Origin of the sequence: Paenibacillus daejeonensis DSM 15491, assembly GCF_000378385.1 — a bacterium.
In the GTDB taxonomy this organism is placed as follows: domain Bacteria; phylum Bacillota; class Bacilli; order Paenibacillales; family Paenibacillaceae; genus Paenibacillus_D; species Paenibacillus_D daejeonensis.
Genome location: NZ_KB899661.1, coordinates 473,441 through 486,247, shown reverse-complemented (window position 1 = coordinate 486,247; position 12,807 = coordinate 473,441). Strand labels below are relative to the sequence as shown.

Sequence of the window (12,807 nt, the reverse complement as noted above, 5' to 3'; positions counted from 1 at the left end):
TGAAAGATGGTTGATGGTATGAATCAAAATGAACAAAGCCAGCTTGATTTACGACTGTTTCGGATCTGGATGAAAGCCTCCAAAGTGGTTTTCGACAACGTTCGTAAAGATGTTGATCGGTATGAGATCAGTCCGGAGCATTTTATGGTTCTTGAACTTCTCTATAGCAAGGGACCACATCCCGTACAAAAGATCAGTGAAACCTTATCAATTCCCAGTGGAAGCATTACGTATGTTGTCAATAAGTTAGAGAAAAGGGGGCTGGTTGAGCGGCAGGTAAATCCCACCGACCGCCGCGCATACCACGTGGTCTTGACCGATCAAGGAACGATACTCTTTGATGAGATTTTCCCGCAGCACGTGGCAACGATATCCGCCAATCTCGCATCTGTAAGTAATGAAGAAAAGGAGCAGCTCCTGCTGTTATTGAAGAAAATTGGAATCAGCGCACAAGATTTATAATCCTTACTTGGAGTGTGATCAGGCATGAGTGAAGAATTCAAGCGGTATGTTGGACAAGATATTGATGTTCTCTTTCACCCCGACAAATGCACGCATTCGGCCAATTGTGTAAAAGGGCTACCGAGCGTGTTCAATGTGAAGAAGAAGCCATGGGTTCATGCGGATGGAGAATCGGCGGATGCCATTGCCGCTCAAATTGAGAAATGTCCAAGCGGCGCTTTGGAATATAGAAGAAAATAAACCAAACGAGATGGGGAATCGGTATGATGGAAATCAAAGAAGCGACGAACAGCTTTTATGTAGGGGAACCAGATCATAAGGACGCAGAAATCCATTTTGTGCGGAACGGCGAGGATTCCATTATAATCGACCACACCATCGTTTCCGATTCTTTGCGCGGACAAGGGGTTGGACAGGCGTTGGTAGAGCGAGTCGTCGAGTATGCCCGGACAGAAGGGGTTAAGATCATGCCCCTATGTCCTTTTGCGAAGCGTCAATTTGACCGGCATGAAGCGTATGCTGATGTTTTATTGAAATAATACAGATTATTTGGGACGGGAAATACGCTCATTGGCAAGCGCTAAGCTGCGTCGGGGAAGAAGCTGGCTGACCAGGGCCGCAAATTGATTGGAGCGCCCGTCAATGATATAGCTTCTGCCCTTATCAATGCCGCGAAATCCCGCTTGAACGACGCGCTGGGGGGTGGAGAGTGCGTTCCCCTTCACCATGTCCCGGCTGCCAACCTCATCAAAAAAGCCGGTATCCGTGGCACCGGGACAGAGGGCCATGACACGGACGCCGCGTCCGCGTGTTTCGGCCCACAGAGCTTCGGAGAAGGATAGCACGAATGCCTTGGTCGCGCCATAAACAGCCATATAGGCGCAAGGCGCAAATGCAGCCATAGATGCCACATTGACCACAACTCCCTCCTTGCGCTTCAGCATGCCGGGCAGATAAAGATGCGTCAGTTCGACCAGCGCACTGGTATTCAGCATGATTTCCTCTTGCTCACGGCCCGAATCAATCTCTTCAAAGCGGCCATAGGTTCCAAAGGCCGCGTTGTTAATGAGAATATTCACGGGCAGGCCAAGCTCAGAGATGGATTCAGCCAGCATACGGGGAGCGCCTGCTTGAGACAAGTCACATGGGAGCGCATGCGCCTGCACGCCGTGTACGCGTGTAAGCTCGCTGGCCAGCGCTTCCAGCTTGGTTTTGCTGCGCGCGGTCAGTATCACATGACAGCCTCGCGAAGCCAGTTCTCTAGCATAGGCTTCGCCGATGCCAGATGATGCGCCAGTAATGAGTGCCGTTTGGTCCTGATAGCGGTATGAGTTCATCTTAAGTTCCCCTTTGTCGTTGAGTGAGTTGATCATATCAATGACAAGGAGTGGTAACCACAGTGCCCTCCTACTATTAACCGGACTAATAGGCTAGGAGAATGACGACAACCCGGTGGTTTGTGCCAGCAGACGTGCGAGCTTCTCCTCCGTACCAGAATCTGGAGTTGGCACAAAGAAACACCAATGCAGGCCAGGATCATTATCGATAGCAGCGGCGCAATGAATCGTGAACGTCAGTTCCAATCCATCCGGTAGGCGGCAATGGATCGGGACGGCAGAATGTTTTTGCCGGATCTCATGTCTCTCCCACAAACGTACGAAGTCTTTACTGCCGTTTTTTAACCGTTCAAATCTCTCCATATACATCGGATTGTCCTTGTACCGGTCAAAGCTTGCCCGAATCAACCCCGTCATATAACGAGCGAATTCCTCCCAATTCATTACTCGTTCAGGGTACTCGGGCTCCAGGAACAGCAGAGTCATCATGTTTCGTTCGTCTTGTGGAAGAAGGTCAAAATCGGCAATCACCAGCTTTGCTCCCTGATTCCAAACTAGGACATCAGCCACCTCATTAGCAATAAAGGAAGGATAACGCAATTGATTCACAAGGTTTTGCAGAAATTCGGAATCGTAGTTTTCCTGTCTCGGTTCCGAGTAGGAGCTGACGGGGGCTGGCGATGCCAGGTCGAATAAGTGTTTCCGCTCGTCTGCATCCAACTGTAACGCTTGGCTAATACCAGACAAAACTTCGGGGGAAGGGTTGGTCTCCCTCCCTTGCTCGAGCCAGGTATAGTACGTCACGCTGACATTGGCAAGATACGCGACTTCTTCTCTCCGAAGTCCAGGGGTACGCCTTCGACCGGGGAAGGGCTGAATTCCTGCTACTTCCGGCTGAAGCCGATGTCGACGTGAGGTAATAAATTCCCCCAATGCGGAGGAGGTATGTCGAGTGTCCATGGCTGCCTCCCTAATCCATATTTCAAAAATCTACCTGTATCCCTATCATATCCGAACGTTGGATCGAGCACAAAGACGGGATGTGGTGAGCAGGCGAATTGAAGGAGCTGTCGCAACAGCTCCTTTTGTGTTTTTCCTCTAAGCTACTGACAATCCTTAAAAAAGGGGTCTTGGTGCGGGTCCAATATTATGGTATATGTAAGATACTGGATTCGCTCCAAAACAGGAGGTACCCTATGAGTTCGATTCATACAGTCATAGAGAAGTTAAAGTTGAACGTCTTGTATATTGAAGATGTCCCAGAGTCATATAGTTCCGAAGTCTACAAACTCACTCTTGCCAGTGGAGAACACGTATTTGTGAAAGTTCCTTTTAACAAGGATAAACTATTCCGTGAATACCAGATGCTAGAAACATTGAAGGATATCATACCTGTTCCTACAGTTTTGGACATTTGGTACGGGGATGAACGTATGACTGGCGCATTGCTGCTTTCAGCCATTCAAGGAAGTCCTTGTAGCGGAGACGTGGATGAGAAACTCTCTTTTCAAATTGGCATGTATCTGGCTATGCTCCACGAAGTTAGCATGCCTGGATATGGTTACCACATGGCCGATGGTTATAAGTTACTCGACCCAAATAATTGGAGATTACATATCAGAAGTAATGTTGAAAAGTGGAAAGAGCCTTGCGAAGAGATGCTCGACTCAGCATTGTTCGAAAAATGTATGCTTTACTTTGATGAAGCTTTCTCTGCTTTACCGGATCCTGATGGACCATGCATTGTTCATATGGATTTTAGACCAGGCAATATATTGGTGAATGGTAACGAGGTGGCTGGCATCATTGATTTCGAGAGTGCCCGTGGTGGATCATCCGAAATAGATTTCACAAAAGTGAATCGATACATGTGGGAAGTCAGTCCAAGTACAAAGATCCCATTCATGGAAGGATATCAAGCCATTCGACCGATGTTGGCTCTGGAGAGCGTGCTGCCATTTTTACGATTTTTACGACGCCTTCAGCGCAATTGTTTGGTGTAAAACCAGAGGAATGGAAAAAAACCAAACGTTTCTTCAGGAAAATATACTTACTTTAAGGAACTCGGTCGGTTATTGAGTTCGGGGTGTATATATTTTGGAATGGTGGTGTTAGGGTGCCGAAACGATTATTTGACCCAATGGAACATCCCGATTGGATTCCGCCGCAGACTGCAGAGTGGCACGAAAATTTGGCGTTAGAAACCGGAGGATACAAGTATCCATGGAACTCGGTATTCGATGAGCCGCGGGCCGAGGTAATCTTTGCAGACAAAATTACAGCCTGTCTCAGAGAGAACTCACGCGTTCTGGATGTTGGCTGCGGCCATGGTGAATTCACAAAAACGTTTGCTACCAGATCAAGGGAAATAGTGGGAATTGACGTCGTTGAGGGATACATTGCATCAGCAAAAAAGGACTCAGACAAATCCATTACCTTTGATGTGGTGGATGCCGACAAACCGCTTCCATTTTCCAATGATTCCTTTGACGTCGTCTACACAAAAAAGGGACCGTGGCTATTCCACAAGGGGATGAAGGAAGGTCATCGGGTCATTAAACCCGGGGGCATGGCGCTAGGGTTGTATCATTGTGGAACAGACGGGGGACTACGGAGCCTTTTCCCTGGGTTGTATTCTCCACTCCCGGACAATTACCTGGAGGAGATTAAAGCAAAGTTCGAACGTCAGTTATCCGAAAGTAATCTAGAAAAGATTGAATTGAAAATATTTGAAGAAATTGAGTATCTGTCGAGACCGGAGGATGTCTTGATCAAGAAATGTTTTGGCCAGAAGGAAACATTAAAGGAAATCGTCTGGGAGAAATGCCTGGAAGATGTGGAGGGAATATTTCTTCGACATGCTACCTCAAGAGGTCTAAAGGTCGCCAACTATTACGCCTTGATGATCGGGAGGGCTACATAAGAAAAAAGAAGCCATCCCACAAAGGATGGCTAAAATTCTCCCGTTATAAACAGTACGGGGTTAAAATTTGTCTCCTAGCGCCCCAGTCAATCTACCACGGCAGCTCGCTGTCCATATAATAGAAGCCGCCAGTGGGTCCATCCGCACTTAGGGTTGCCAGCCTCACAGCGGTCTTGGCACCGTCCTCTACGGACAGCTCTGATTGTTCGCCGCCCATATCGGTTCGTACCGAGCCGGGATGTACCGTGTTGACGAGGATATTCGTTCCCTTGGTACGTGTCGACCAATAGGCAGTTAGCATATTCAGCGCAGCCTTGGATGCGCAGTACGCCGGTGTGGCCAGACTCTGGACCAGTTCATTGGTTAGAACAAGTGAGATGGATCCCAGTCCACTGCTTTGGTTGACAATTCTGCCCGCCTCGCTCTTTTGCAGGAGCGGCAGCAGCGACTCTGTGATATAGAACGGAGCGAAGGTGTTCACTTCAAACGAATCTCTTAGCGCGTCTCCTTCATAGGCTGCCTTCTCCAGATGTACGCCAGCATTGTTGACCAGAATATCCAGGCGTCCATAGGTACTCTCAATGAACTGTGTTAGCTTCTTAATATGATCTGCATTGGTTACTTCTAGCTCAACCCCAATTGCATCTATACCCTCCGACGCGAGTTTAGTCGCCGTTTCTTCTGCCACGGACTGGGTTCGAGCCGCCGTTAATACCGTGATGCCTTGCGCGCCTAATTGTCTTGCGATTTCATAGCCAATGCCTTTATTTGCTCCAGTAATCAATGCGATAGTCTTCGTCATTGTTATGCCTCCTTTTATTTGGGAACGATCATTCTAATAAGCGCAAAAAAATTTAGTTTATCTCTTTAGCATCTGCATGGATTGTTCTGCGATTCGGAACAATTTATCCTCGGGTGTCGATGTGCGCGTCATGACGCGCAAACCGGTGATGACGATATACAGGTACTCTGCTAACGCCTTGGGATCGCCGGATTCAGAGAACTCTCCGCTCTTCTGGCCGCGGGTTACGACGTTTTGCAGGATCCGTTCCGTTTGAGCGCACTCATCGACAGTCTTGGCGTCTACTTCTTTATCGGCATGCGCAAGCTCAACGGCTGAGTTCACGAAAAAACATCCCGGCGGTGAATCATCCTCACCCTTGATGACGAAATCAAATATGAAGCGCATCGCATCTTCTGCCGTGCCGGCGCCTTTGATGCCCGATGCCCAGCGGCCGGTAATCCGCTCACCGAATCGGTCAAGGGCTTTCAAATACAAGGTGTGTTTATCGGTGAATGTATCGTATAGGCTTCTTCTATGGATGCCCATATGCTCCACCAGATCGTTCATCGAGGTCTGGGCATACCCTTGTTCCCAAAACAGCTTCATGGCTTTGTCCAATACAACATTTTCATCAAATTCTTTACTTCTGGCCAACGGTCATCCCTCCAGAGCTCATCATAACAAATCGAGAACGATCAGTAAAGAATGGGCAAAAGAAGAAACGATATCCTCCTTGTGATCGTGCACGAGATGCTCTGGGTGACAGCATTAGGTTATCGGCCTCACTCCTCTCTAATGGGAATGATCATTCTAATTATGTAATAGCGATGTAACGACTTACAAACACATCTTATCAAATTGAGAACGATCAGTAAAGAATTATTTTGTCATGGATTCTCAAAGAAGTTCGCAATTGATAAGAATGCGTCTAATTTTGATCCTCTATAATTTAAACATGGCAGTGCGAAGACAAAATGGTTAAAGTAAAGGGGAACAGAGATATGATCGTTAAAGCAGCTCAGTTTACAATTCTAGTGAACGACCAGCAAGAAGCCAAACAATTTTATACGGAAAGACTCGGTTTTGTGGTTTGCGCGGATATCGAATTTGGTCCGGGATCTCGATATGTGGCGGTTGCTCCGAGAGAGGGTAATGAGACTGTATTCGAATTGGTAAAAGCCGACACACCAGACCAGATAGCGTTGATAGGTAAACAGAGCGCCAATCAGGTCTTGGTCATGTTTGAAACAGATGATATAGAAAGAGACTACACAGAAATGAAAGCGCGCGGTGTTTTATTTCACGGAGAACCATCGACTGTTCCAGGAGGTAGAGGAGTCGGCTTTGAAGATTTGTACGGTAATCCATTTGACCTGTTTCAACCGGAGACATAAATACAAGATGACTAATGATTTTTATAGAGGGTGATACCTAATGTCGCAAGAAGAAGTGTTAACAGGCGGAAATGTAAATCACATTGTCCGTAAGGAAAATACGGTTCTGCGACCGACGGGTTACTGGAGTCCGTGTGTTCATGAGCTGCTTACACATCTAGAGCAGCAAGGCTTCGAGGGGGCACCAAGATTTCTCGGCGTCGATGATTCAGATCGTGAGATATTGACATACCTTGCAGGAGAAGTCCCGGGTAATGACTATCCTGAGGTTGAGCCTTATATGTGGTCGGATGAGACGCTGGTTGGTTTAGCACGTCTGCTACGCCGATTCCATGATGCCACTGCAGGTTCTACTCTCCTGACACAGGGCAAATGGCAGCTGAGTTACGCCGATGATCGTGAGCACGAAGTAATCTGTCATAATGATGCGGCGTTGTACAATGTGGTATTCCAAAAGGGAGCCCCTGTAGCGCTGATCGATTTTGACATGGCTGGACCGGGTCCACGGATGTGGGACATTGCATATACCCTCTATACATCGGTTCCCCTTGCAAGCTTCTCACCTGATCTTATTTCAGGAAAAACGGGTGCATATCGAACCGATTTACACGCTGAGGAGCGCCGACGACGAATCCATTTGTTTTTCGAATCGTATGGCATCCCCGTCCCTAATGAACTGCATGAATGGATTATCCGGCGGTTGACGACCATGTGCGATACGTTACGAAATGGGGCCGCCGAAGGAAATTTTGCTTTTCAAAAATTAGTGGATGAGGGACACTTGGCTCACTATGAGAGCGAGATCCGATTTGTAACCGATCATCATAATGATTGGATGTAGGTCAGCCAGTAACGGGTTGGCCTATTTTTTATGTTCATTCCACGATGACAGCAGTCAGGAGGAGGTCAGAGCCCCTCGGGTATATCCGGGGAAAAATGTATATTGATCTCAAGGTCTCCAAACGTTATAGTGGGCGGTACGTTTATTCTCCCAGCAGGCCAACCCCCCTACTTTGTCGAAGAACAAGGAAGCGCAACCATAGAGAGAGGGTCCTTCATGAAGAGAAAATGGTTTTATCGTCTGCTGCTGTCGTATACACCGATCCTATTCGTGCTGGTGCTGCTGCTGATTCTGTTCTTCTATGGGAAATGGACGGCGGAGACGAAGGTGCGGATTCAGAATACGAACGGGCTGTTTGCGACCCATGTGATGAGTGTACTGGAGTCGGCGATCAAGTCGACAGAGGAACTGGTGATCCAGCAGATGCTGGCGGACGAGCAACTGGGGGATTACCTGCACACACCTGGTACAGTACCGCCATATACGATGTACGAGCTGACGGAGCGATTGACAGACATGCGGGCGCTGTTCCCCTTCACCGGCGATGTCTACCTGTACAAGTCAACCAGTGGCGAGGTGGTGTCGAGCTCCGGGCTGTTCAAGCCGGGTGATGCGTTCGCGGACGAGGCGTTTCTCGGAGCCGCCGTGGAGGAGCAGGAGGACAGCTACGGCTGGTCGGCGCCACGGCCGTATCGGCTGTATCCGGCGGATGCACCAGTGACGGTGATCTCGCTGGTGAAGCGAGTGCCTATCACGTCGGCTGTCCCCAAGGGGCTGGTCGTAGTGAATGTTCAGCTGTCTGCGATTGAAAGAGCACTGCGTGCGGCTAATGCCGACACGGCGGGCTTCCTGGAGTTAACCACTGCCGACCAGTCGACGGTCTTATATCAGGAGGAGACACCGCCGCGTGCCGCCTGGGGGATCAGCACGGTGACATCAGCCTACACGGGGTGGCACCTGACGGTCGGGATCGCCCAATCGGAGCAGCAGCTGATGTCGGTGTTCCTGAATGGCTGGACGCTGCCGGCGCTGATCGCCTTGCTGCTCAGTATCGTAGCACTAACTTACGTGACTCATCGCCACTACAAACCGATTGAAGAGATCATGATGCGAATCGATCGTTATGCCCTGAAGCGCAGCTTCCAGCTCGGGCGCCGGGACGATCATAACGAGTTTCAGTTCATCTCGCTGGCGCTGGACAACATGATGGAGAAGTCCAACGAATACGAAGCCAAGCACCAGGACGATCTGATGATTCGCAAACGGTACTGGTTCAATGAGCTAATCGCCGGTCATCTGTCGCTGACGGAGGAAGAGTGGGATCGCGAGGCGGCCGAGCTGGAGATCCCGCCGTATGACTCGCCTATGATTGTACTGGTTACGGTGCTGGATAACCGGGAGCAATTCAGCGGCGAGTACAACAAGCGGGATCAGCTGCTATTTAAGTTCGTAGTGCAGGGCGTACTGGAGGAGATGAGCCGGGGGCAGGGCTGGTCGGTATGGTCGGAGTGGAAGGATGCGGACCGGCTGCTGTCGATCCTTTATTTCGACGATCCCGCTCAAGGATCAAAGGTGCTCGACCTTGCCTCTCAACTGAAATCGTGGGTCAGCAGCAATCTCCAATTCACGGTCTCGCTGTATGTGGGTACGACGGTGCGCTCGATCGAGGATATCCATCAATCCTACAGGGATGCGATGCAGGCTGGACAATACCGCACGCTGCACGGGTATAACCGTATCTATGCAGCGTCAGACTGGAAGCTGCGGGTGCAAGGCGATCTGTACACGCATCTTCATACGGCAAGGCAGACGGTGCGGCAGCTCCGGGCGGCCGATGACGCCTGGCGCGACACCTTGGACAGGTTGTTCCAGGACATCCGGAAGGATGAGCTGTCCCGCGAGCAGACCCTGGAGGTGGTTCAGTACATCTTCTACGCGATCCAGAAAGACATGAACGAGATGCCGGAGGACATGATGACGGCATGGGCAGAGCCGTTCCATCGGCACGCGCTGCCAAGCATCGTGGAGAAAGAGCTGATCGAAGACATGCAGAGCGGGCTGGCGAGCCTGCTGCAACAGCTGGCGGAGGCCTTGCAGGCCTGGCATCATCGTCAACCCGAATCGACACCGGCGCGAGAGATCGAGTCGTATCTACGGGAGCACTTCCGCAACACGGATATTTCCCTGGATCATCTTAGCGACCGCTTCGGTCTGTCGCCACGCCTCGTCAGCAAGCTGTTCAAGGCGGCGACTGGCGAGCGTTTCGTGGACTTCGTCATGGAGCTGCGGATGACGGAGGCCAAGCGGCTGTTGCGCGAGACGGAGCTGCCTGTGCAGGAGATCAGCGAGCAGGTGGGGTATACGCAGGTCATTTCCTTCATCCGCTCGTTCAAGAAACTCACCGGTACCACGCCCGGCGAGTACCGCAAGTATCCCGGGGATACCGATATACCGTCAAGTTAACGATGGGAAAATTGCATATTGCTTTGTTTCATCCGCGCAGAGGGAAGCCCAGCAACGGGGTTATCCTATAAGTCCCCAAACAAAAAGGTTGGGCGAGAAACCGTTAGGTTTGCCGTCCAGCCTTTTTGTTTTGAAAATCAACGAAACGAACGCGCTGGAGCTCTAACGGACACCACAGCCGCTATTTCGCCCAAATCGAATCACTGTGAATTCTAACGGCCACCAGCGCAGTTATTGGAGGGTTTTCGAGGCTCCAGCGGTCTGTTTGGCCACAATAGGCGCATATATGGCCGTTAGAAATGATGAGCTACCTTTTCAGGGCAAATAAGCGTATATATGGCCGTTAGCCGGGAGGGCAGCGAGAACGCGTAGGATAGGCGATGCCTAGCAGTAGGTCGGCGGCTGGACAACCACCCTCCTCTGCTCTAACGGACACCATGACGTTTACTTTCGCTGAAATAACTGCGCAGGTGGCCATTAGAGCAGAAGTGATTTTGTAAAGGAGCCGTCCACCGATCAGCTTTCACTGACGTTTTGGACAGCCCCTTTACATTGTCGTCCGCCTTCGCATCTCACAGGAATCTCCTGTTTCAGCCGCTCTATGACAAGCCTTCGACCAAGATGTTAAGCGCGAGGAAAAATGAACATTGCCCGCCACCGCTTCCCGGCCTATAGTCAAGGAAGGTTCAGAGGATTGCTGCAGCAAATCAAGAGCCGAAGACAGGCAGGGAGGGGGTGAACCTATGATCCGGCTATGGAGACGCAATATTCCTCTATACATGATGTTCGTGCCCGTGATCATTTTCTTTATACTGTTCAAGTATGTGCCCATGTTCGGTGCGGTCATCGCCTTCAAGAAGTACAATTTTGCCGATGGGATCCTGCATAGTCCTTGGGTCGGTTGGGATAACTTCAAGCTGTTGTTCAGCACGCCGACGACATTGCAGATTATCCGCAACACGCTAGTGATCAGTCTGCTGAGTATCTTCGTCGGGTTTCCGTTCCCAATTATGTTGGCGATTATGTTAAATGAGGTTCGGCGCATGTGGTTCAAAAAGGTGGTGCAGACGCTTGTCTATCTGCCGCATTTTTTTTCGTGGATCATTGTAAGCGGAATCGTCATCACAGTCTTCTCCCAGCAGAACGGCCTGGTCAGCGGGGTCTGGGAAAGCCTCACGGGCTCGACCTACCCTTTCCTGTACCGGGAAGGCTCATGGCTCGCGATCTTCGTTGGCTCGGGCATCTGGAAGGAAGCGGGCTTCAGCGCGATCATCTACCTGGCTGCCCTGACCAGCATCGATACGACACTGTATGAAGCGGCCAGCATGGACGGCGCCTCACGGTGGCGGCAGATCTGGCATGTGACGCTGCCGGGACTGCGGCTGACGATTGTCCTGATGTTCATCTTGTCCATGGGGCGGGTGATGGAGGTTGGCTTCGATCAGGTCTACATGCTGCAAAATTCGACGGTGTCGAATATTTCGGAGGTCATTAGTACGTACATTTACAAGATTGGGCTGATGGGCTCGCAATTCAGCTTGACCGCTGCCTTGGGATTATTCGAATCTCTGGTCAGTCTCATTCTCGTCCTGATCGCCAACGGGATTGCAAGAAGATACGGCAACGGACTATGGTAAGCCGATGCTTACGAAGTAGTTTTCCTTCGGAAAACTTTGAGGAGGGCTAACATGAAACCGTCTTTCGGCGAAAAAATCTATCTGCTGGCGGTGTATCTCGTGCTCGCCGTGGCCGGTCTGCTCTGTCTGCTGCCGCTGGTGCATATCGCGTCGGTGTCCTCCAGCTCGCTGCAGGCGGTCGCTTCGGGGCACGTCACGTTTTATCCAATCGGCTTCTCGCTGGATGCTTACAAGCAGCTAATCGAAGGCACGCCGATTATGCGCTCCTTCCTGAATAGTGTACAGATTACGGTATTCGGCGTTATCTTCAGTATGCTGTTTACGATTCTGGCGGCATATCCGCTGACGCGGTCGTACTTTATCGGGCGACGGACGTATACGTTTGGCATCGTCTTCACAATGCTATTCGGCGGGGGTCTCATCCCGACGTATCTGACGATTCGCAGCCTGGAGTTGATCAATACCTATTGGTCCCTGTGGCTGCCTGGTCTGGTCAGCGTCTTCAACCTGCTGGTGCTGCGCACCTTCATGGAGAATATCCCAACCGAGGTCGACGAGGCCTCAAGGATTGACGGCTGCGGCGAGTGGCGCTATCTGCTTCGCATCGTGCTGCCATTGTCGACGCCGGTTCTGGCCACGCTTGCTCTGTTCTATGGCGTCGGCTATTGGAATGCGTTTTTCAACGTACTGATGTTCATCAACGAGCCCGCCAAGTTCAATCTCGCCGTGCTCGTGCAACAGATGATTCAGAGCCAGACGATGCTCTCACAGATGAACGCCGCCTCCGGCTCTTCGGAGCAGATTATGCTGACACCGGAGATGGTCAACGCGGCCGCCATTATCATCATGGTGCTGCCAATGATGGCCGTCTATCCGTTCCTGCAGCGGCATTTTGTGAAGGGTGTCATGATCGGCGCGGTCAAGGGATAATCCAATTCGAATATCTAATATAAAGGGGATTAGGGA

14 protein-coding genes are annotated in these 12,807 nt (G+C 50.6%); 10 read left to right on the top strand and 4 right to left on the bottom strand.

Annotation, left to right across the window (positions count from 1 at the left end; genetic code table 11):
- Nucleotides 1-18: 18 nt before the first annotated feature.
- Genes F556_RS0113165 through F556_RS38340 form a run of 3 tightly spaced genes read left to right on the top strand, consistent with a single transcriptional unit; the run spans nt 19 to nt 1,001 of the window.
- Nucleotides 19-462: a MarR family winged helix-turn-helix transcriptional regulator gene (locus F556_RS0113165; RefSeq protein WP_020617430.1), complete on the top strand. Its 444-nt coding sequence runs from the start codon at nt 19-21 to the stop codon at nt 460-462.
- A gap of 24 nt (nt 463-486) precedes the next feature.
- Nucleotides 487-702, top strand: a complete 216-nt coding sequence (locus F556_RS38345; RefSeq protein ID WP_020617429.1) for a (4Fe-4S)-binding protein — start codon at nt 487-489, stop codon at nt 700-702.
- A 23-nt stretch (nt 703-725) separates the two neighbouring features.
- A complete protein-coding gene (locus F556_RS38340; RefSeq protein ID WP_020617428.1) occupies nt 726-1,001 on the top strand; it encodes a GNAT family N-acetyltransferase in 276 nt (91 codons plus the stop codon).
- Nucleotides 1,002-1,007: 6 nt separating this feature from the next.
- Here the strand turns inward: F556_RS38340 and F556_RS0113150 are convergent, their stop codons facing one another.
- Nucleotides 1,008-1,799, bottom strand: a complete 792-nt coding sequence (locus F556_RS0113150) for an SDR family NAD(P)-dependent oxidoreductase (RefSeq protein WP_026297272.1) — start codon at nt 1,797-1,799, stop codon at nt 1,008-1,010.
- A 93-nt stretch (nt 1,800-1,892) separates the two neighbouring features.
- On the bottom strand, nt 1,893-2,759 hold the full coding sequence (locus tag F556_RS0113145) for a helix-turn-helix transcriptional regulator (RefSeq protein WP_020617426.1): 867 nt from the start codon (nt 2,757-2,759) through the stop codon (nt 1,893-1,895).
- Between the two features lie 236 nt (nt 2,760-2,995).
- Here F556_RS0113145 and F556_RS33930 point away from each other — a divergent pair, with 236 nt between their 5' ends.
- Together F556_RS33930 and F556_RS0113135 are read left to right on the top strand one after the other, a co-directional pair.
- The gene (locus F556_RS33930; RefSeq protein ID WP_245583056.1) at nt 2,996-3,802 is read left to right on the top strand and encodes a phosphotransferase enzyme family protein; all 807 of its coding nucleotides are present in this window, start codon (nt 2,996-2,998) and stop codon (nt 3,800-3,802) included.
- 137 nt (nt 3,803-3,939) lie between these two features.
- Entirely contained in the window at nt 3,940-4,722 is a 783-nt protein-coding gene (locus F556_RS0113135; protein ID WP_157272734.1) for a class I SAM-dependent methyltransferase, read from the top strand.
- A 91-nt stretch (nt 4,723-4,813) separates the two neighbouring features.
- On the opposite strand, the gene F556_RS0113130 is transcribed toward F556_RS0113135, so the two are convergent.
- Together F556_RS0113130 and F556_RS0113125 are read right to left on the bottom strand one after the other, a co-directional pair.
- Nucleotides 4,814-5,524 carry an SDR family oxidoreductase gene (locus F556_RS0113130; RefSeq protein ID WP_020617424.1) on the bottom strand — a complete coding sequence of 237 codons (711 nt, stop codon included), beginning with the start codon at nt 5,522-5,524 and terminating at the stop codon, nt 4,814-4,816.
- Between the two features lie 57 nt (nt 5,525-5,581).
- Nucleotides 5,582-6,160, bottom strand: coding sequence for a TetR/AcrR family transcriptional regulator (locus F556_RS0113125; protein WP_020617423.1), 579 nt, complete (start codon nt 6,158-6,160; stop codon nt 5,582-5,584).
- 347 nt (nt 6,161-6,507) lie between these two features.
- Between F556_RS0113125 and F556_RS0113120 the strand changes: the two genes are divergently transcribed.
- The 5 genes from F556_RS0113120 to F556_RS0113100 all read left to right on the top strand — a co-directional run bounded on the left by F556_RS0113120 (nt 6,508) and on the right by F556_RS0113100 (nt 12,771).
- A complete protein-coding gene (locus F556_RS0113120; protein WP_020617422.1) occupies nt 6,508-6,900 on the top strand; it encodes a VOC family protein in 393 nt (130 codons plus the stop codon).
- 40 nt (nt 6,901-6,940) lie between these two features.
- A complete protein-coding gene (locus tag F556_RS0113115; protein WP_020617421.1) occupies nt 6,941-7,741 on the top strand; it encodes an aminoglycoside phosphotransferase family protein in 801 nt (266 codons plus the stop codon).
- Nucleotides 7,742-7,957: 216 nt separating this feature from the next.
- A complete protein-coding gene (locus tag F556_RS0113110) occupies nt 7,958-10,204 on the top strand; it encodes a helix-turn-helix domain-containing protein (RefSeq protein WP_020617420.1) in 2,247 nt (748 codons plus the stop codon).
- A 743-nt stretch (nt 10,205-10,947) separates the two neighbouring features.
- Complete coding sequence (locus F556_RS0113105) at nt 10,948-11,841, top strand: ABC transporter permease (RefSeq protein WP_020617419.1); 894 nt, start codon at nt 10,948-10,950, stop codon at nt 11,839-11,841.
- A gap of 51 nt (nt 11,842-11,892) precedes the next feature.
- Nucleotides 11,893-12,771 (top strand): carbohydrate ABC transporter permease, encoded by an 879-nt coding sequence (locus tag F556_RS0113100; RefSeq protein WP_020617418.1) that lies wholly within the window; start codon nt 11,893-11,895, stop codon nt 12,769-12,771.
- The last annotated feature ends 36 nt before the right edge of the window (nt 12,772-12,807 follow it).